General features: G+C 37.9%; 17 protein-coding genes. 8 read left to right on the top strand and 9 right to left on the bottom strand.

What is annotated here, in order from left to right:
* Nucleotides 1–7: 7 nt before the first annotated feature.
* Nucleotides 8–1,426: an FAD-binding oxidoreductase gene (locus F9B76_RS08825; protein WP_159991784.1), complete on the bottom strand. Its 1,419-nt coding sequence runs from the start codon at nucleotides 1,424–1,426 to the stop codon at nucleotides 8–10.
* A gap of 109 nt (nucleotides 1,427–1,535) precedes the next feature.
* Between F9B76_RS08825 and F9B76_RS08820 the strand changes: the two genes are divergently transcribed.
* On the top strand, nucleotides 1,536–2,915 hold the full coding sequence (locus F9B76_RS08820; RefSeq protein ID WP_159991783.1) for a phosphomannomutase/phosphoglucomutase: 1,380 nt from the start codon (nucleotides 1,536–1,538) through the stop codon (nucleotides 2,913–2,915).
* 398 nt (nucleotides 2,916–3,313) lie between these two features.
* On the opposite strand, the gene F9B76_RS08815 is transcribed toward F9B76_RS08820, so the two are convergent.
* Complete coding sequence (locus F9B76_RS08815) at nucleotides 3,314–3,682, bottom strand: helix-turn-helix domain-containing protein (RefSeq protein WP_159991782.1); 369 nt, start codon at nucleotides 3,680–3,682, stop codon at nucleotides 3,314–3,316.
* 155 nt (nucleotides 3,683–3,837) lie between these two features.
* On the opposite strand from F9B76_RS08815, the gene F9B76_RS08810 reads away from it, so the two are divergent.
* From F9B76_RS08810 to F9B76_RS08785, 7 genes are all read left to right on the top strand, one after another.
* Nucleotides 3,838–4,140 carry a superoxide dismutase gene (locus F9B76_RS08810; protein ID WP_159991781.1) on the top strand — a complete coding sequence of 101 codons (303 nt, stop codon included), beginning with the start codon at nucleotides 3,838–3,840 and terminating at the stop codon, nucleotides 4,138–4,140.
* A gap of 10 nt (nucleotides 4,141–4,150) precedes the next feature.
* The gene (locus F9B76_RS08805; RefSeq protein WP_159991780.1) at nucleotides 4,151–4,825 is read left to right on the top strand and encodes a type 1 glutamine amidotransferase domain-containing protein; all 675 of its coding nucleotides are present in this window, start codon (nucleotides 4,151–4,153) and stop codon (nucleotides 4,823–4,825) included.
* Between the two features lie 82 nt (nucleotides 4,826–4,907).
* Complete coding sequence (locus tag F9B76_RS08800; RefSeq protein ID WP_243140637.1) at nucleotides 4,908–6,041, top strand: amidohydrolase family protein; 1,134 nt, start codon at nucleotides 4,908–4,910, stop codon at nucleotides 6,039–6,041.
* A gap of 84 nt (nucleotides 6,042–6,125) precedes the next feature.
* Entirely contained in the window at nucleotides 6,126–6,683 is a 558-nt protein-coding gene (locus tag F9B76_RS08795) for an NAD(P)H-dependent oxidoreductase (protein ID WP_159991779.1), read from the top strand.
* Nucleotides 6,684–7,180: 497 nt separating this feature from the next.
* On the top strand, nucleotides 7,181–7,726 hold the full coding sequence (locus F9B76_RS10475) for a type 1 glutamine amidotransferase family protein (protein ID WP_341477961.1): 546 nt from the start codon (nucleotides 7,181–7,183) through the stop codon (nucleotides 7,724–7,726).
* A 137-nt stretch (nucleotides 7,727–7,863) separates the two neighbouring features.
* Complete coding sequence (locus F9B76_RS10470; RefSeq protein WP_341477960.1) at nucleotides 7,864–8,046, top strand: type 1 glutamine amidotransferase family protein; 183 nt, start codon at nucleotides 7,864–7,866, stop codon at nucleotides 8,044–8,046.
* A gap of 501 nt (nucleotides 8,047–8,547) precedes the next feature.
* On the top strand, nucleotides 8,548–9,315 hold the full coding sequence (locus tag F9B76_RS08785) for a HugZ family heme oxygenase (RefSeq protein ID WP_159991778.1): 768 nt from the start codon (nucleotides 8,548–8,550) through the stop codon (nucleotides 9,313–9,315).
* 263 nt (nucleotides 9,316–9,578) lie between these two features.
* Here F9B76_RS08785 and F9B76_RS08780 read toward each other — a convergent pair whose 3' ends face one another.
* The 7 genes from F9B76_RS08780 to F9B76_RS08755 form a co-directional block, all read right to left on the bottom strand.
* Nucleotides 9,579–10,694 (bottom strand): glycosyltransferase family 4 protein, encoded by a 1,116-nt coding sequence (locus F9B76_RS08780; RefSeq protein ID WP_159991777.1) that lies wholly within the window; start codon nucleotides 10,692–10,694, stop codon nucleotides 9,579–9,581.
* Between the two features lie 75 nt (nucleotides 10,695–10,769).
* Complete coding sequence (locus F9B76_RS10395; RefSeq protein WP_243140636.1) at nucleotides 10,770–11,951, bottom strand: glycosyltransferase; 1,182 nt, start codon at nucleotides 11,949–11,951, stop codon at nucleotides 10,770–10,772.
* Between the two features lie 4 nt (nucleotides 11,952–11,955).
* Nucleotides 11,956–13,053 (bottom strand): glycosyltransferase family 4 protein, encoded by a 1,098-nt coding sequence (locus F9B76_RS10390; protein ID WP_243140635.1) that lies wholly within the window; start codon nucleotides 13,051–13,053, stop codon nucleotides 11,956–11,958.
* 8 nt (nucleotides 13,054–13,061) lie between these two features.
* Nucleotides 13,062–14,951, bottom strand: a complete 1,890-nt coding sequence (gene asnB / locus F9B76_RS08770) for an asparagine synthase (glutamine-hydrolyzing) (protein ID WP_159991776.1) — start codon at nucleotides 14,949–14,951, stop codon at nucleotides 13,062–13,064.
* Nucleotides 14,952–15,378: 427 nt separating this feature from the next.
* Nucleotides 15,379–16,497, bottom strand: coding sequence for a glycosyltransferase family 4 protein (locus F9B76_RS08765; protein ID WP_243140634.1), 1,119 nt, complete (start codon nucleotides 16,495–16,497; stop codon nucleotides 15,379–15,381).
* A gap of 1 nt (nucleotide 16,498) precedes the next feature.
* Nucleotides 16,499–17,815: a murein biosynthesis integral membrane protein MurJ gene (murJ, locus tag F9B76_RS08760; RefSeq protein WP_159991775.1), complete on the bottom strand. Its 1,317-nt coding sequence runs from the start codon at nucleotides 17,813–17,815 to the stop codon at nucleotides 16,499–16,501.
* A 34-nt stretch (nucleotides 17,816–17,849) separates the two neighbouring features.
* Nucleotides 17,850–18,875: an SDR family oxidoreductase gene (locus tag F9B76_RS08755; protein WP_159991774.1), complete on the bottom strand. Its 1,026-nt coding sequence runs from the start codon at nucleotides 18,873–18,875 to the stop codon at nucleotides 17,850–17,852.
* Nucleotides 18,876–18,877 lie beyond the last annotated feature (2 nt).

The following is an 18,877-nucleotide window of genomic DNA, read 5'->3' as shown; positions in this document are numbered from 1 at the left end:
CCTTTCATTAGTACAACTCAACACTATTAATGACTTTCCCCGGATTTAATAACGCATTGGGGTCAAGCACTCGCTTAATTTTACGCATTAAAGCTAACTCTACTTCATCTTTATAATCAGGTAATATATCTTTTTTCAACTGACCAATGCCATGTTCAGCTGAAATAGATCCCTCAAAAGAAGCAACACTATCAAAGACAATTTTGTAAACATCTTTCTGATAGTCTAAAAAACCCTCTTCTTGCCCATCTGGCGCACCTATATTGTAATGTAGATTACCATCTCCCAAATGGCCAAAAATAATATGGCGAATACCAGGGAACTGTGCTTGTAGTAAAGCATTTGTTTTTTCAATAAATGCTGCTGTTTTAGAAACTGGGATAGAAATATCATTTTTGATCCCTTTACCAATTTCTGCTTCTGCTAAAGGAATACTTTCTCGCAAATGCCAGATTTCATGGCTTTGTTGCCCTGACTCTGCAATAACAGCATCAACAATATCCCCATCTTCAAAGGCAGCTCCGATCACCTCTTCAAAACGGTTTCTCGCATGTTCAGCACTTTCACTATCTGAAATTTCAATCAATGCATACCAAGGTGCTGTTTCTGGTGCAAAAGGCACTTTAATTTGAGGGAATATACGGCGCACGATCTCTAAACAATACGCAGACATTAATTCAAACCCTGTTAAGGCTGAGCCAAATCCTTGTCTTGCACGAGAAAGGACTTTAACGGCTTTTTGAATATCTTCAAATGCCAGTAAAGCGGTACTTTTGGCAACTGGTTGGGGATAAAGTTTTAAGGTTGCTGCAGTAATAATACCCAATGTTCCTTCACTGCCAATAAAAAGATCACGTAAATCATAGCCTGTATTGTCTTTACGCAAACCTCGCAAACCATTCCAAATTTCGCCCTCAGCCGTTACCACTTGAAGACCTAGGGCTAAATCACGTGCATTACCATAGCGCAACACTTGTGTACCACCTGCATTAGTCGCTAAATTTCCACCTATAGTACAACTTCCTTCTGCGGCAAGACTAAGCGGAAAAAGTCGTCCAACATTAGCAGCTGCTTCCTGCACAGCTTGTAAAATACACCCAGCCTGAACAGTTATCGTATCATTATCCGTATCAATACTAAGAATTTTATTCAATCGTGTGGTTAGGATAACGATAGCATCCCCTTTATTGCTAGGCGTAGCACCACCACAGAGACCTGTATTGCCTCCCTGTGTGACGATAGGTGTTTCATACTGTTGGCAAAGACGGACAATCGCCGCAATTTCTTCAGCATTTTCTGGACGAACAACGGCTAATGCCTTACCTGTGTAACGGCCGCGCCAATCCGAGAGGTAAGCCGTAGCATCATCACCCGTTAATACATGTTCTGCACCAACAATATCGTTAAGAAGAGGAATTAATGACATAAATCACCTAAAAATATTTTGTCTATTTATTGAAAAGATAAGTCATTCTACCGAAAAAAAACGCATAATATGGCATTATTTGCTTTTATTCTTATAAGAAGGTGTCTTTATGATCCATTCTAGCGTTTTTAAAGCCTACGATATTCGAGGAATTGTTCCCTCACAAATCAATGATGATTTTGCTTTTTTATTGGGAAGAGCATTAGGGCAACGGGCAAAATCCCTTGGTCATACCCAATTTGTTATTGGTTTTGATGGTCGCCATAGTAGCCCTTCTCTTGCTCAACAATTATCAGCAGGTTTACAAGATCAGGGATTAGAAGTCATTAATATTGGTATGGTCCCTACTCCTCTTGTCTATTTTTATACTTATGCTAACGATATTGGTGCTTGTGTTGCCATCACGGGAAGTCATAATCCCCCTAACTACAATGGCTTTAAAATGATGCTAGATGGTCAAGCTATCTATGGGGAAAATGTCACTCGTTTAAAAGAAGAGATGATAGCCCTTGCAGATACACCTTTACTAAAAGCATCAGGTAAAGAAATCATACTAGATATTGTCCCTGATTATATCCAACGTATTACCACTGATGTAAAACTTTCTCGTCCAATGCATATTGCCATTGATGCTGGTAATGGGATTGGGGGTAAAGTAGCACCTGCCTTATTTAAAGCCTTAGGGTGTCAAGTGGATACCTTATATTGTGAGGTAGATGCCAATTTCCCTAATCATCACCCAGATCCAGCCGATCCTCACAACTTAGAAGCCTTAATCAAACACGTACAACAAACCGATTGTGAATTAGGTCTTGCCTTTGATGGTGATGCTGATCGTCTTGGTGTCGTTACAAAATCAGGACAAATTATTTGGCCTGACCGTCAATTGATCTTATATAGTCAAGATATTCTTAAACGTGTACCTCATGCGACAATTGTTTTTGATGTGAAATGTAGCCGCCATGTGGCTGAACAAATTACACAAGCAGGAGGCAAACCTGTCATGTGGCAAACAGGGCATTCCCTCATTAAACAAAAAATGAAAGAATTAAATGCGGCGCTTGGTGGCGAAATGAGCGGACATACTTTCTTTAAAGAACGTTGGTATGGTTTTGATGATGGTTTATATACTGGCGCACGCCTACTCGAAATTCTTTCTAAAGAGCAAAATCCTTCGGTGGTACTAGAAGCCTTACCTCAAGACCAAAACACGCCTGAAATTAAGGTTGAAATGCAGGAAGGACAACCTCATGCCTTAATTAAAATTCTTCAAGAAAAAGCTAAGCTACCAACAGCTAAACAATTAATTACGATTGATGGTATCCGTGCTGAATACGAAGATGGATTTGGTTTAGCTCGTGCCTCTAATACAACCCCTGTACTCGTACTTCGTTTTGAAGGACGCAATGAGGATAGCCTTGCTCGTATTAAAGCAGAGTTTAAAGCCCTATTAGCAGAATATGCACCTGATATTCAGGTTAATTTCTAAAGAGTAAAAGAGGACTTATGGTAGGAAAATAAGTCCTCTTTTATTACTTTTACTCAGTCGGCAACCCTCCATAAACCTATTATAAGATGGAGAGAGACAATATCCGCTATATTCATCATCAAGATAACTTTTCTTCGCTATCAATATAAGGTATATCTTTATAGACTCAAGGTATTCAAAAATAGCCCTCTGAAATATCCTATTTCAAAGAATAAAAATATATTAAACTTTGACATATAACACTACATTTTGCGTCATACTAACAACGATTTTTATTAAAGCAATTAATTGAAATACTTTAAACCATTTACTTGATTTACATACACGATTTCATCGGCATACTGCCACTATTTTGCCGTCATCAATCCTATCATAACGCAGACTAACCGTTATACTCTTCACTTTTCTTCTTTCTGACGATAACCTATACTTAGAAAATCCAAGAAGTTTACAACAGCTTGACGTTGCTGCGCATCAAACTGCTGCCAGTGAAAATCATAGCGTGCTTTTAATTCTTCATTGGTTAAAGTCGCCTTTGAACAGCAATCCAGAAAAAACCAATTAAGTGGTGTTTCTAAAGCCTCTGCTACTCGCATCAAATGATTAATATTAATCTTATTATCACCTCGTTCATAACGAAGTAACTGCTGCTGAGAAATACCAATTTTCTCAGAAAGTTGGTCTGCCGTTAAACCACGTTCTTTACGTCGAAGCTGCATTCTCTTCCCTATTAAAGTATCGGCAATTGAGGGTGTAAGTTGTGCCATTTATTCCCTTTGTTACTAAATTTATCTACTTCCTCAATCTTCAATCAATTTCTTGAAAAATGGAATTTCAACTATTAAAATTTATTAAATTGAATATTCAGTCAATGAAATTTCATATAAATTAATTCATTAAACCTTCATAAAAAGGAGAAAAAATGCGTATATTAGTTCTTGATGTTCCAAAAGAAGGTGTTGTTTTTGAAGACTACCTTCCATACTTATTAGATGAAACAAAGCATGCTTGGTCTTTGCTCAAATCTGATGTTATTCGTGAAATTTATTTCCGTCAGGATCGCCCTGGTGTAGTCGTTATTGTCGAAGCGGAAAGCATCGAAAAAGCAAAAGAAGCATGTAGTCAATTTCCACTCGCTAAAGCAGGATTAATTGACTTTACCTATATTCCCTTTGGTAACTACACCTTATGGGAAAACTTATTCGATGAACAGCACAAAATATAAGGAAATAGTCATGACAAAACCCGTATTATGCGTTGTAACAAGCCATCCTATTAAAGGAGCTACTGGTATTCCAACAGGTTTTTGGCTAGCAGAATTAACCCATCCTTTAAAAGAACTTGAAGAGGCTGGATTCAAGACTGTGATCGCTTCTATTCGTGGTGGTCAACCGCCTATTGATGGCTTTGATTTAAGTGATGAAGTCAATGCACACTTCTGGAAAGATACAGATTTTCAACAACGTCTAGCGAAGACACCAAGCCTTGCTGAGCTAAATGGTGCTGATTATTCTGCAGTCTTTTTTGCAGGTGGTCACGGTACGATGTGGGACTACAAAGATAGTGTAGAAGCACAACGTATTATCCGTGAGGTATATGAAAGTGGTGGAATCGTTTCTGCCGTTTGTCATGGACCTGCCGCTCTCGTTAATGCTAAATTAAGTAATGGAGAATATCTTGTTGCCAATAAAAAAGTAGCTGCTTTTACCAATGAAGAGGAAAAAGAAGTACAAGGTATTGGGGTCGTTCCCTTCTTACTAGAGACAGCATTAATTGAGCATAAAGCACAACACCAAGCAGCACCAAACTGGGCTGAAAATGTCGTTGTAGATGGTCGCCTTATCACTGGACAAAACCCTGCCTCTGCTAAAGCAGTAGGGACAGCCATTGTTAAAGCACTAACAGCATAAATAGACAAGTAAGTGGATGGATCGTTTGTTTACTCACAAATAAATTCATCCACTTTATTAATGATATTAGCAAACTATTATCATGCCTATCACTCGCCGACAATTTCTCTCTAGTAGTATTGCTATTTCTTCAAGCACTTTTCTTTCCCCTATCGTTCAATCTTCAACACAACAAGGTCAAACAAAGATGAAAATTATTTGTTTAGAAGAGCATGTTCTTGATTCAGCAACATTACAAGCCTCTATGCCAAATGCTTTAAAAGTAGCTCCTTATTTACCTGATTGGGGTAAAACAGTTCAAGACGGTAACAATCCTGATCATAGTCGCCCTCAGGTTATTGCTAACACAGACTCATCTCGTAAAGCCTTAGACTGGGAGAAAGAACGCCTTAACGATATGGACAAGGCAGGTATTGATATGCAAATACTATCGCTTGGTGGTTTTCCTCAGTTTGCACCTATACAAGACCAACTATCACTCAGCCAAGAAGTGAATGACCGTTTAGCCTCTACGGTAGCGGCTCATCCTAATCGTTTTTTAGCCTTTGCAACACTACCATGGTCTAGTCCTGATATAGCGATTAAAGAATTGGAGCGTGCCGTCACGCAATTAGGATTAAAAGGAGCTTTATTGAATGGTCGCCCAAGTGATAGTTTTATAGATGCACCACAATATAAAGAGCTACTTAGTGCATTTAATACATTAAAAGTACCTCTTTATATCCACCCCGGGATTCCTGTTCCCGCTGTACAACAAGCCTATTACAGTGGCTTTAATCCTGAATTAAGCAATCGTTTATCAACCTTTGCTTGGGGTTGGCATAATGAAGCAGGGATACAACTATTGCGTTTAATGTTGTCTGGTGCCTTTGATAATAATCCTCACTTAACCGTCATTAGTGGTCATTGGGGAGAAATGCTACCTTTTTATTTACAGCGATTAGATGATTCTATTCCTCTAGCCGCTTCTGGTCTAAAAAGAACCCTAACACAGACCTTTAAAGATCAGATTTTTGTAACCCCTAGTGGTATGCTAACGCAGCCACATTTTAATTTTATTTATAGCCTTTTAGGTGCGGAGCGTATTCTTTTTTCTGTCGATTACCCTTATCAGAGTTTAGATGGCATACATGACTTTTTCCATCAACTACCTATTTCAGTCCAAGAAAAAGCAATGATTGCCCATCAGAATGTAGAAAAATTATTCCATATTTAGGAGACATTCAATAACCTGATTACTTTCTTATTTGACACCACTCTCACTTAATATTGCAGTATTCATTATGTATGGAGTATTACTATGTCATCTATGTTAATTATCTCAGGTCATCCCGACTTAAATCATTCTGTTGCTAATCGTACTATCCTTGAGGAATTAACAAAAGCTTTTCCTCAAGCCGATATGCGACAGCTTGATAAACTTTACCCTGACTATCATATTGATATTGAAGCAGAGCAAAAAGCACTATTAAAAGCAGATCTTATTATCTGGCAATTCCCATTTTATTGGTATGCCATGCCTGCTTTAATGAAAAAATGGTTAGACGATGTATTTACATACGGCTTTGCTCATGGTTCTAGTGCCAAATTAGCGGGGAAAAGACTCTTTATCTCATTTACCACTGGTGCTCCAGAGGAGGCTTACCATACCAATGGTATTTTTAGGCATTATATTAATGACTATCTTACCGCCTTCAAAACAACCGCCGATTTGTGTAATTTAGTCTTTATTCCCCCAAGCTGTTTAAATGGTGTTAGTTATGTAGGGCGTAATACTCAAATGATTCAACAACAGCGTGCAGAAGCCAAAGCGTATGCTTTTGAACTTATCCAAAAAATCCATTTATTCTATGCATAATTATTTATCTTTTATAGACTATTCTTATAAGATTTTATTATTCTCTATCTAACCAAAGGAAATTGACACTATATTTATCATTCTCTTGACTCGTCAAGAAGTGTAATACACTGTAAAAATAACCTATTGCCTTATCATAAATCGTCTTATCCATTAAGGCGGTTTATATAAGGATATGGTAATATTTTTTCTTATATATCCCTTACAATCTCCTAATAAAAAGAACAAACAGTTACCGCTAATTGCGTTGAAATCCCTTTAAAATACCCCACTTACAGACCACTCTTCATTTATGAATAAATGAGGACTAGCATATCCCTTTACAGATTAAGTTTTTAAGGTTTTACATTATTTCTTATTAACCTTATTTTCAGTTTAATAATCAGATATACCTAGCATTATTAAACCAACCTATTACCTCACCTTATTGTAAGGTATATCCATCTAACTCTCGCTTTCTAACGAGACCTTTCATTATCACTCTTTTGGAGAATAAAATGGCTGAATTAAGTAAACAACCCGTTCCTGACCGTACAGAACATAATGCCTTTTTCCCTTCTGAATACTCTTTAAGCCAATATACTAGTAAAGTAACTGATTTTGATGGCGTAAAATTTGATCAACCTTATACAGGTGGCAAACATAAAGTATTAATGATCGCTACGGATGAACGTTATTTACAAATGCAAAACGGAACATGGTTCTCAACGGGTAATCACCCTGTAGAAACATTATTGCCTATGCTACATATTCATAAGGCAGGATTTGAAATTGATGTTGCGACACTATCAGGTAATCATGCTAAATTTGAAATGTGGGCAATGCCCGCCGAAGATAAAGCAGTAGCTGAAATCTATACAACCTATCTACCTAAACTTGATAAACCACATAAATTAGCCGATATTATGGATACTGTTACCGCAGAAGACTCTCCTTATATTGCTGTCTTAATCCCCGGTGGTCATGGTGCTTTTAATAAATTACCTGAGAGTAGAGAAATAAAAAAATACTTGATTGGGCAATTAACAATGATAAATTTATAATCACCCTTTGCCATGGCCCTGCCGCCTTAGCCGCAGCTGCTATTGAGCGTGCAGATAGTGATTTTCCGTTCAAAGGCTATGAGTTATGCGTATTCCCAGATGCTTTAGATGAAGGGGCAAATATTGATATTGGCTATATGCCGGGTAAATTACCTTGGTTATTAGCTAAACGCCTTGAAACACTCGGTATGAAAGTAATGAATCAAGGTATCACTGGCCAAGTACATAAAGATCGTAAATTACTAACGGGTGATAGCCCCCTTGCAGGGAATAAACTCGGCATTTTAGCGGCAGAAGAATTATTAAAAGCCGTTAAATAATTACTCTTCATATCAGCAAAATACCGCCTTAACAACGAGGCGGTATTTTTTATAGCGGAATATCAACAATAGAAGAACAAATTTTTATAAAATCAATAAAACCACCAAAAGGCACAGAGAAAGCATAGAGAATTAAGCGATTTTTCAGGAGCAAGGTGCAAAAGAACTGCAACTTACCACACTTTGCAGCACGTTGATAGATACTTAACCATAAGATATGATGACTAAAAACTAAGAAAATCTCTGCTGACAGGGGATATTCTCTCTATCATCAAAAACGATTCAAACTTAATAACATAATACACCAACTATCTTACTGTACTTTTATGATGACGGATTAACCATCCATTTATCCTAATAGATTTTTATAAATGAGAATAATAATTATTATAATTGTAATTTTTTATAATATTTTATTTTCTTTTGTATAATAATCACTATTTTTCTTATTAACAAAACAGAAAGGTAGCCTGAAACAACTCGTTAATAGGGAGAGTCCAAATGGATTTCAATCGAATTATTACGCATATGAATGATCATCACCAAGATGATATGATGATACTTTGCCAAAAATTTGGCGCAGAGAAAGCCGTTACCGATGTTAAACTAACTCATGTCGATTTCGATGGTTTAGATTTTGAATACAATAATGGTAAAAAACTGCGAGTAGAATTTCCCCAAACAGCAGATGAAAACACAATCAAAAAAGCCATTATTAAACTTTGTACCGAAAGTAAACCCTTCACTAATCATCACCGCATCAAAGCCAAAATTGATACCTTCCGTCAGAGTGTCAATAGCTGCATACTTGCCACGCTGGATACAGAAGGATCACCCATTGCCTCTTATGCCCCCATTGTCTCACTTGATGGGAAAAACTATATTTATATCAGTGCTATTGCAGAACATTACGACAATATCAAACGAAACCCCAGTCAAGTTGAGGTCATGTTTTTAGAAGATGAAAGCCAAGCCAAATCCATTATTGTACGCACTCGTCTTCGTTACAAAGCTACTGCCCGATTTATACCAAGAGAAGATCCCATTGTAGAAAAAGTTCTGGATAAATTAGCTGAAATAATGAATAAAGTAGGAGGGATTAAAACCATCCGAGAATTTACCGATTTTGACCTTATTGAATTAACTTTTGGTACAGGACGTTTTGTACACGGTTTTGGTCAAGCCTATTCCATTACACCAACCGGTGAAATTTCACATATTGGGATAAAAGGAAATCCCCACGAAAAAGCAAGTACAACCCAAGTTTAATTAATACTTAATTTTTACTAACCCCTGAATCCCTATGGGGTTAGTTATCAGCTATGCTTTAATAAAAACAGGTTTAATATTTATTCAAAATACCTAATCTTCACTCTAATTTTTTATAAAAAATCATAAGATTATTAGACTAAAAAGCACGGAGAAATAATGATTGACCAAGCGAGTTTTCTGTAGTGTAGCGAAAGAATTGTTCGAGCGACTCAACATTATTTGTAGTGCTTTAATAAAAACAGATTTAATATTTACTTAAATTATTTTTCTAATAATGCCTGATAAACCGCTAAATGCTTATCAATAATAATCGGCATTGCAAACTCCCTTTCAGCTAATGCCCTACCTGCTTTCCCCATAGATAATCGTAAGTCTGCCCGATGTGCTAAATACATCACTGCCTCATAAATAGCGAGGGCATTTTTCACCGGCACCAATAAACCACTTTCATTTGGAATAATAGCATCTCGACACCCCGGTACATCTGTTGTAATAATAGGTTTACCACTTGCCGCCGCTTCTAATAATGATTTAGGAATACCTTCACGATAAGACGGCAATACCACAATATGGGATTGAGCATAAAGCTGTGCAATATCTTTACGTTCCCCTAGCATATTGACATAAGACTGCATATTATTAAACTCTGCCTGAGTAATAGAAGCAGGATTTCCTGTATCAATCCCACCTGCTATTTGCCAAACGAATTTTTTCTCAACATCCAGCTTAGCCGCCTCAACAAACTCTTGAACACCCTTATCCTTTAATAATCGTGCAACCATTGTCACCTTAATAGGCAAAGAAGGCTCATTAGGTGTTGGAGCAAATTCCTCCGTATCAACCCCAGCACCACGAATCATCACCACTTGTTGAGATTGAATAGCACCCATCTGCATTAAGGTTGCACAATCATCCTTATTCTGAAAAATAACACGACTATGCGTATGTCCCAATGCTATTCGATATAAATATTTAATTAACCCTTTAAGAAAATCTACTCCCTTTTTCTGACGGATAAAAATAAAACCCAATCCCGAAATCGCATAAACCACCGCAGGTACACGTGCTAATCGCGCAGCTATACCGCCATATAAAACAGGTTTAATTGTTACAAGATGAACTAAATCAGGTTTAACACGTTTAAACAAGCGATATAAGGAAAACAAAGATTTTAATTCTGACAAAGGGTTTGTTCCACTACGCGACATCATCAACACATGATGCTTTAACCCTAAACTTTCTATTACCTTAACAGATTCTCCCTGCATAGTAGCAACATGAACATCATATCCCTTCTCTTTCGCCGTTAGCGCAATCTTTACTCGATGCGATAAGAAGAAATCTGGATTATTCACTACAAATAATATTTTAAGCATAAAATATCCTATACCACTGTTATCTATTCATTATTATTGAGAGAGAAATACCATTACATCATTTACCGATAATTATTACTCATGTATTTCTGTTTTCTCTACCATTTGAGCCCATGTTCTTTCATATTGCTCAACCATTTTAGCTAAACTAAATCGTTCAAGTACACTCTGTCTTGCCTGCTCACCTAAGTGTTTAATCTGTTGAATATGTGCCATACTTTGCTTAGGCTTTCCTACAAAATCCAAGGCTTCTATTATTTTTTGTGCTAAATCTTTTGGATTAGCCGCTTGTGCGATCCACCCATATTGCCCCACAATTAAAGCGGCATCGCCTACATCTGTAACCACATTAGGGACTTCACAAGCCATTGATTCACAGACTACATTAGGAAATCCCTCTGCAATACTGGATAAAACATGAACATCTAAAACCGACATAAGCTCAGGAATATCTGTCCGCATACCCATTAATAGCACATCTTTACCAACCGTTAAACCTTGTCTATCGAGCATTGACAGTAATACTGTATTCTGTACGTCTAATCCCTTACCAACTAAAATACAAACGGCTGACGGGTATTTTACCTTAACCATAGCAAAAGCGGCTAATAAACTCGCATGGTCTTTTAATGGATTCCATCTTGCCACAAAACCAATCACTGGGATTGTATCGGCTAATCCCCATGCTTGCCTTAACGCATGACCAGCGATAGGATTTGCTTGCCAACGGCTTAAATCATAACCATTTTGAATAACTTTTATTTTATGTTGATCATATCCCCATGCCATATGTATTCTGGCTGCCTGTTCTCCACACACAATAATTTTTTCAGGTAAAAAACGAGACGCTATGGCACTGATTCGTGCTAAATAATAGGTAAGGCGAGAGCTATTCTTTAAACTATCTCCTGAATTACGCACGCCCCATGCAATATGCCTAAAACCTGCTTTCCGAGCCGCAATAGCCCCAAAAAAATCCGCGTGATACATCCATGTTTGAATAAGATCACCCTCTAGCGTCTTTAATAAAGCCACTAAACGTTTAAAATCACTCAAGCGAAACTTACCCGCTTGCATATTCAGTGTATAGACAGGAATTCCTGCTTTTTTTAATACTTCTCCATAAACCCCTTCATCACTAAAGCTCACAACACAATGCTGATAGGTAGAATGGGTAATCAGTCGAGTGAGTACCGTCTCTGCACCACCTTGTCCTAATCCGCTAATAAGATGAATAATCGTTAGTGGTTTCTTCATATACTTACCCCTTTAGGATAACCTCTTGTAATAAAGTATCCCATTGTTGCAATACCTGTTCTTGTGAAAAGCGGGCATAAACACTCTCTTGCCCCTGTCTTGCAAATTGTTCTCTTAATAAAGGATTTTGCATTAAATCACGCAGGGCATTTTGAAAAGCAATCTCATCATTAAGCGGAATTAATTTTGCAACAGTACCGTCCATACTAACTTCTCTAGGGCCACTTGGACAATCATAACAAACCACTGGTAACCCACATGCCATCGCTTCTAACATAACATTAGGAAATCCCTCTAAACGGGAACTCATCGCCAAAATACGTGCTTGCCGCATTTTTTCCCATGGTACGTTTGTCTTACCTTTTAGGAACACTTTATGCTGTAAACCCTTATCTTGGATAAGCTTTATTAAAGCCCCTTTTTCAGGCCCCTCTCCATAAATATGTAAAACCCAATCTGGAAACGCATCCGCAAGAGAGGTATAGCACTGAATTAAACGATCAAACTGTTTACTAGGGACTAATCTTCCCATCGCCAATACGATATTTGGTGCTTGTTGATTAGGTGAAATACGTTCTAATGTTAAAGGTAGAGGATTAGGTACCACACTTATCTGAGCCAAAGGAGGCATTTTTTCAGCAAATCGTTGTGCCGCTTGCTCTGTTTGTAGCATCACTACCCTTGCTTGCGGATATAAATAACGCCTTAAAACCCGTAATAATGCACTAATTTTCTGAAAAGAAGGGTCAGAACGTTCACATACAATAAGTGGGATATGAAGTCCTTTTGATGCCATTAAACTGATGACATTCACATTCGTCAAAAATGACACCATCACATCTGCTTTTTCCTTACGCATTAGTTTTCTTAATATCCACGGTTTAACGATTCTTGCTAACCATTTTAGACGAGGTAAATCATTCGCTAACCAATGCACTTTTACCCTTGGATCTAACGGATAAAAAGACTGACCATTGCCTTGTGAAAAACAAGGTACAAGTACAACCTCATACCCTTTTTCCACCCAAGCATTCACCAGTGTACACGCTACCCTTTCTGCACCTCCCGCATTTAATGAACTAAGTAAAAAGAGTATCTTCATCACTACCACTACACAGAAATATCATAAGCATCTAACCATGCTTGAAGCATTAATAGCCCCCATAATTGAGCACTCCAATCACTTTTCCCTGATTGATGTTCTTGCCATACTTGCTGAATCAACTTATCATTTAATAAACCTTGTTGCTTAATCCGCTGGCTACTTAATAAATCAGTCGCCCACGCTTTCAGAGGGGCTCTTAACCATTGCCCTAAAGGCACAGAAAAGCCCTTTTTAGGTCGATCCAATAAAGCAGGAGGAACATAACGATAGAGCAAAGATTTCATTAACCATTTACTCGTTCCTTCTCGACATTTATAGCTAGGATGAATATCCCAGACAAACTCAAAAACCCGATGATCTAATAAAGGAACACGTGTCTCTAATGAATAATACATGGCGGCTCTATCTACTTTCACTAAAATATCATCAGGTAAGTAAGATAGTGTATCCGTAATCATCATTGTCTCTAATACACTTCGTAAATGATGATGTGTAAAAGGATCAGGTAACTCTTGTGTTCCAGGAACAAGTTGTGCTGGTTTTTTCCAGTATGAAACAAAAGGTTTATAAAAAGCCACACTATTTTTGGCTTTAAGTACCATCGCAAGCTGTTGCCACTTTATTTGTCGTTCTAGGGAAGTAAACTGTTTAGACATACCCATACAAATATCTGCTAAAATCGGTCTCAAAATCTTAGGTACTTTGTGGCGATAATCCCACCATTTTAAGACTCGATGATAACGATTATAGCCACCAAATAATTCATCACCAGCATCACCTGATAAAGCCACTTTAACCTGTTTAGCAGTCATCTGCATCATCATTAAAACAGGTAGTTGTGAAGAATCTGCAAAGGGTTCACTGTAAACACTAGGTAAATACTCAACTAAGGCTAGGCTATCTTCAGCACCCATATAAAGTTCTGTATGGTCTGTTTGTAAATGCTGGGCAACTGCTTTCGCATAATCTGCCTCATTATATTGTTCTTCTTTAAAGCCAATAGAAAAAGTTTTGACAGGTACATCACTTTGTTTTTGCATTAATGCGGCAATAAGTGAAGAATCTGTTCCCCCTGATAAAAAAGCCCCCAGTTTAACATCGGCAAGCATTTGATCTTTAATCGCTGATGACAACACCCCATCAAAAGCATCTATTGCCGCCTCATCACTCGTAAACAAACGATCACTACTACGTTTTGCTACCTCATATGCTGACCAATATTCCTTAGGCATAGACCATTCATATTGATGAAAGAGCTGATCTTTTGTAAAAACCAAATAACTGGCAGGAGGCAATTTATAGGTTTGGTCAAAGATAGTATAAGGTGCAGGAATATAATTATGACGAAGGAATAATGTAACCGCTTTTTTATTAAGCGTACGAGAGAATCCATCAATCGGCATGAGGGCTTTTAAATCAGATGCAAATAAAAGCCCTTTCGCACTTCGTGCATAATATAAAGGCTTTTCTCCAAAGCGGTCTCTCCCCAACACTAATGTTTCTTTTTCTTTATCCCACAAAGCAAACACAAACATACCTACTACCTGTTTAAGCGTTTCTTCAACCCCCCATTGTTCAAAACAAGCCAGTAAGGTTTCCGTATCAGAATGCCCTCGCCATTGTTTATCGTTAATCTGTCCACGTAAACTCAGATGGTTATAAATCTCACCATTAAAGACCAAAACATAGCGTTGATTCTCGCTATGCATAGGTTGATGACCTTGATGAGATAAATCTTGAATGGCTAATCGTACATGAGCAAGACCAATATGCTGCTGAGGGCTTAACCATACACCCTCACTATCTGGTCCTCGCTCTTTAATTCGTCTGCAAGCTTGCTCTAAAACCTGTTGCTTATGTTCAAATGACCCTATTAGTCCAATAATGCCACACATTACTTTTATCCCCTATTCTATCTATTACCCTAAAGAGGAATACTGTTTATCCATTTTATCCTAGATTACCTATGAGCAAAAGGGTAACAATACCGATAACCTTTTCATATCAATACGGGATAAAATCTTATCATTTTATGCTGAGAATTATTTGATATTATGGCTATATTGCCCAAATGACCTACTTCTTTGATTCATTTATTGCTCTATTTTTCGTAAATAAAAGCACCTATTTGATATTTAAACTTATTCCTTATAAAAAAATCATTCATTAAACTCTTTTTAAAAAGCACGGAGAAATAGTGATTAACCGAGCGAGTTTTCTAGAATGAAATGTAAGAACTGTTTGAGCAACTTAACACTATTGGCAGTGCTTTTATTATCATGAGTGACTTCTTATAAAATCATAAGATTATTTTTAGATAATCTATTGACAACCTAATAAAGTGCTAAATAAATCATCCCATTTTTCACTAATTTCCTGTGCAGAGAAACGATGAATCACCTCTGGTGCATTACTCGCATAATAATGTCGTAAGTTTTCATCACGCATTAATTGATTTAAAGATTCTGCTAATGCCTTACTATCGGATACCGGTCTTACCAATACACCATCAATCCCCTCTCTAATCACCTCTCTAGGGCCCGTATCACAGTCAAATGAAACAACACACAAACCACTTGCCATTGCCTCTTGCAAACTATTAGAAAGCCCCTCATAACGAGAAGATAGCACAAACATATCGGCTTGTTCATACCAATCTTTAAGATTACCTACTCGACCGGGTAAACTAACTTTATTTTCTAACCCTAATTGCTGTATTTGATCCTCTAGTGCTTGTCGTTGCCCACCCTCACCTAAAATAACCAAACGCCATTGGTTATTCGCATCTGCAATTTGTGCAAAAGCGTTTAACAACACATCAAATCCTTTTTCAGTATGCAATCGTCCTACCGCCAATAACAATTTAGTTTGATCAGGTTTTTGCACAGGAATATACGGAGGCTGATTATGTAAAGGGAAGCGTACAGCATTAGGTATAACAGCAACAGAAGTATGAAGGATATGCTGATGAATCCAATCCGCACTCATTTTTGTAAGCGCAAGTACCTTTGCCGCTCGAGGGTAGGTCATTTGCCTTAGTTTCTGCCAAAAAAAAGAAAGTTGTTGTGAAGGTGGGTGCGCATGCTCTGTTGCTATCACGTTGACAGATAAACCAATACTAGCAAGAATAGACATTACTGATGAACTTGTCATCATACCGATCACAATATCAGGACGGTATTGTTTAATCGCTCGGCGAATAGCCCATACTTTTTTAATCTGTGCCACTATACCAGTCTGCCCTAACTGATGGGTACAAATACGGCAAATAGTAGAAGGGAGATGATACACATCCGTACCGCTATCTGATTGTGTTAATAACGTAACCTCATAGCCTTTACGTTGCCAATACGTTGCCAAATCAACAGCGACACGTTCTGCCCCACCCCCTAATAGAGAAGGAATAACGATCATTAAAGAGAGTGTTCTATCTTTAGCCATACTATACTGAAGAATGTGTAGCAGAAGGTTGTAAAGGTAGTCGCCATGCTACGATAAAATAACAAATAAACGAACATAGATACATCGCTGCCGTTGCTAGCATAATCCCTTGGATACCATAATGAGGGGCAAGTAAATAGTTCATCAGGAATTTTACGGCAAAATTAATTAACGCAATGCCTGCCATTAATTTATACCGATTTTGACTCGCTAATAACTGTACTAAAATAAGTACCCCAAAATAAAAGGGGACTTGCATTAAACCATAGCGTAAGGCTTCTGCTACGGCAATGGTATCTTGTGCCGTAAAAGCACCTCGCTCAAAAACAATTTTTACGATAAAAGGCGCAAGATACCAAGCTATAACTAAGAAAAATACACCCAATCCCACCATAGCAAGCGACCATTTAAGTGCCATGACCTTAGCCTGATAAGCATCTCCCCTATACTGCACATCTGCCAATACTGGTAAGGCGGCTCGTCCAACTGAGGCAGCACCAATACCAATAATAACCGCCACTAACCGTGTCGCATACCCCATTGTCGCATTCGCATTATTTCCTATTTGAGCAACAAATATTTGATCCATAGGCGCAACAAAACTTAATGCAATCTGCCCAATCAACATAAAGCCTGCTGCCTGTACTAGCATCGACCAATGTTCAGATTGAAACTGCCATTTGGGGAAAATAAATCGTTCTCCTTCTGCTTTATCAGCCAAATACCATAATAAGATAGTTTGTAGAAGATAACCGCTTAATGTTCCCCATAAAATAGGCCAAATAGAAACATCATTCGGAGATAATATAACCCACGCAAAAATAAATAACGCTGGGAGGCTATCCAATAAATTATTAATATGGCGTTCAAGCGCTCTTAGCCTCGCCATATTAACCCCTATCAATAAGATTAATAAAGCGGTTAGTGCAAATACCCCTATCATCTCGTTGGTATAACTTTTGGCGGTTTCACTTAATTTACCAGAAGTATATTCAATCACCCAAGGCCATACAAACCACGTAAAGCACATAATAAGTATGCCAATAAAGAAAATCCATGCTTGTAGTTCGGCAACAAATTTATTTTTTTCTTCTCGTCCCAAGTGCCTTAATTTAACTAATACAGGAATTAAAACCACCGAAAAAGCACCAACAATCGTTGTAGGAAGCCAGTTTGCCATACTTTGTGTAAACTGATAGGCATCTACCACATCACTCACCCCATAGCGATGTGCGATAGCCATTTCTTTGATAGCACCTGCCAACTTACCGATAATCAAGAAAAAAGCGACCCGCACCGCCCCAGAGACAATGCGCATGTGGTCGCTTTTAGAGGAATGTATTGCACTCAATTTATTTCAAGAACTGAATATACCAAGGCATTGCTTTTGCTAAACCCTGTACGATGGAATAATGTGGTTCATACCCTAACTGTTTTTTAGCCTTGTCAATATTGGCAAAAGAATGACGCACATCCCCTTTACGAAAATCCGCATAAATGGGGGCTTTATCATAATGGATACCATTGGCTAAAAGCTGCTCTTTAATATAGCTAAATAAGGTATTTAATGTAGTTTGAGCATGATAGGCGACATTGTAAACCTCAAAGCCACTTTCTGGCATATTAACCGCAGCTAATAAATTAGCTTGAACAACATTCTCAATAAAACAAAAATCACGGCTTGTTTCACCATCACCGTTGACGGTAATATTCTCTTGGTGGATCATTGCTGAAGCCCATTTTGGAATAACAGCGGCATAAGCACCATTAGGATCTTGTCGTTTACCAAAAACATTAAAATAACGTAAACCAATCGACTTAAATCCATAACCTTGTGCAAAAACACGCGCATAGAGTTCATCGACTAATTTAGTAACCGCATAGGGAGACAAAGGATTACCAATTTTATCTTCGACTTTAGGAAGATCTGGGTGATCTCCATACGTAGAGCTAGAAGCAGCAAATACAAAAGACTGCACCCCTTCGTCACGAGCCGCCACCAACATATTTAAGAAACCGCCGACATTGACATCATTACTGGTTATCGGATCATTTAAAGAGCGAGGAACTGAACCTAATGCTGCTTGATGCAAAACGTATTCAACCCCTTTTACAGCGGTACGACATGTATCAAGATGACGGATATCTCCCTCAATAAATGTAAAATTTGCCCATTGTTCAGGTGAAACTAAAGACTGCACCTCATCTAAATTGCGCTGATGTCCTGTTGCAAAATTATCTAATCCCACTACTTTCTGCTCTAATTTAAGTAGCGTTTCAATAAGATTGGATCCAATAAAACCAGCACAACCTGTTACTAACCATGTACGCGGATTTGCTTTTAAGGTTTCTTGTAATTGCTCAAAAGATTGACTCATTT

It is taken from the genome of Pelistega ratti, from assembly GCF_009833965.1.
In the GTDB taxonomy this organism is placed as follows: Bacteria; Pseudomonadota; Gammaproteobacteria; order Burkholderiales; family Burkholderiaceae_B; genus Taylorella; species Taylorella ratti.
This window is presented reverse-complemented; position numbering and strand designations above follow the sequence as displayed.

What these genes read in the sequence shown, in the direction of transcription:
- F9B76_RS10475 (WP_341477961.1), top strand. Translation starts at nt 7,181, where the DNA reads ATGGCTGAATTAAGTAAACAACCCGTTCCTGACCGTACAGAACATAAT.
- asnB (WP_159991776.1), bottom strand. Translation starts at nt 14,951, where the DNA reads ATGTGTGGCATTATTGGACTAATAGGGTCATTTGAACATAAGCAACAG.
- F9B76_RS08825 (WP_159991784.1), bottom strand. Translation starts at nt 1,426, where the DNA reads ATGTCATTAATTCCTCTTCTTAACGATATTGTTGGTGCAGAACATGTA.
- F9B76_RS08810 (WP_159991781.1), top strand. Translation starts at nt 3,838, where the DNA reads ATGCGTATATTAGTTCTTGATGTTCCAAAAGAAGGTGTTGTTTTTGAA.
- F9B76_RS10470 (WP_341477960.1), top strand. Translation starts at nt 7,864, where the DNA reads ATGCCGGGTAAATTACCTTGGTTATTAGCTAAACGCCTTGAAACACTC.
- F9B76_RS08805 (WP_159991780.1), top strand. Translation starts at nt 4,151, where the DNA reads ATGACAAAACCCGTATTATGCGTTGTAACAAGCCATCCTATTAAAGGA.
- F9B76_RS08815 (WP_159991782.1), bottom strand. Translation starts at nt 3,682, where the DNA reads ATGGCACAACTTACACCCTCAATTGCCGATACTTTAATAGGGAAGAGA.
- murJ (WP_159991775.1), bottom strand. Translation starts at nt 17,815, where the DNA reads ATGCGCATTGTCTCTGGGGCGGTGCGGGTCGCTTTTTTCTTGATTATC.
- F9B76_RS08780 (WP_159991777.1), bottom strand. Translation starts at nt 10,694, where the DNA reads ATGCTTAAAATATTATTTGTAGTGAATAATCCAGATTTCTTCTTATCG.
- F9B76_RS08755 (WP_159991774.1), bottom strand. Translation starts at nt 18,875, where the DNA reads ATGAGTCAATCTTTTGAGCAATTACAAGAAACCTTAAAAGCAAATCCG.
- F9B76_RS08800 (WP_243140637.1), top strand. Translation starts at nt 4,908, where the DNA reads ATGCCTATCACTCGCCGACAATTTCTCTCTAGTAGTATTGCTATTTCT.
- F9B76_RS08785 (WP_159991778.1), top strand. Translation starts at nt 8,548, where the DNA reads ATGGATTTCAATCGAATTATTACGCATATGAATGATCATCACCAAGAT.
- F9B76_RS10395 (WP_243140636.1), bottom strand. Translation starts at nt 11,951, where the DNA reads ATGAAGAAACCACTAACGATTATTCATCTTATTAGCGGATTAGGACAA.
- F9B76_RS10390 (WP_243140635.1), bottom strand. Translation starts at nt 13,053, where the DNA reads ATGAAGATACTCTTTTTACTTAGTTCATTAAATGCGGGAGGTGCAGAA.
- F9B76_RS08765 (WP_243140634.1), bottom strand. Translation starts at nt 16,497, where the DNA reads ATGGCTAAAGATAGAACACTCTCTTTAATGATCGTTATTCCTTCTCTA.
- F9B76_RS08795 (WP_159991779.1), top strand. Translation starts at nt 6,126, where the DNA reads ATGTCATCTATGTTAATTATCTCAGGTCATCCCGACTTAAATCATTCT.
- F9B76_RS08820 (WP_159991783.1), top strand. Translation starts at nt 1,536, where the DNA reads ATGATCCATTCTAGCGTTTTTAAAGCCTACGATATTCGAGGAATTGTT.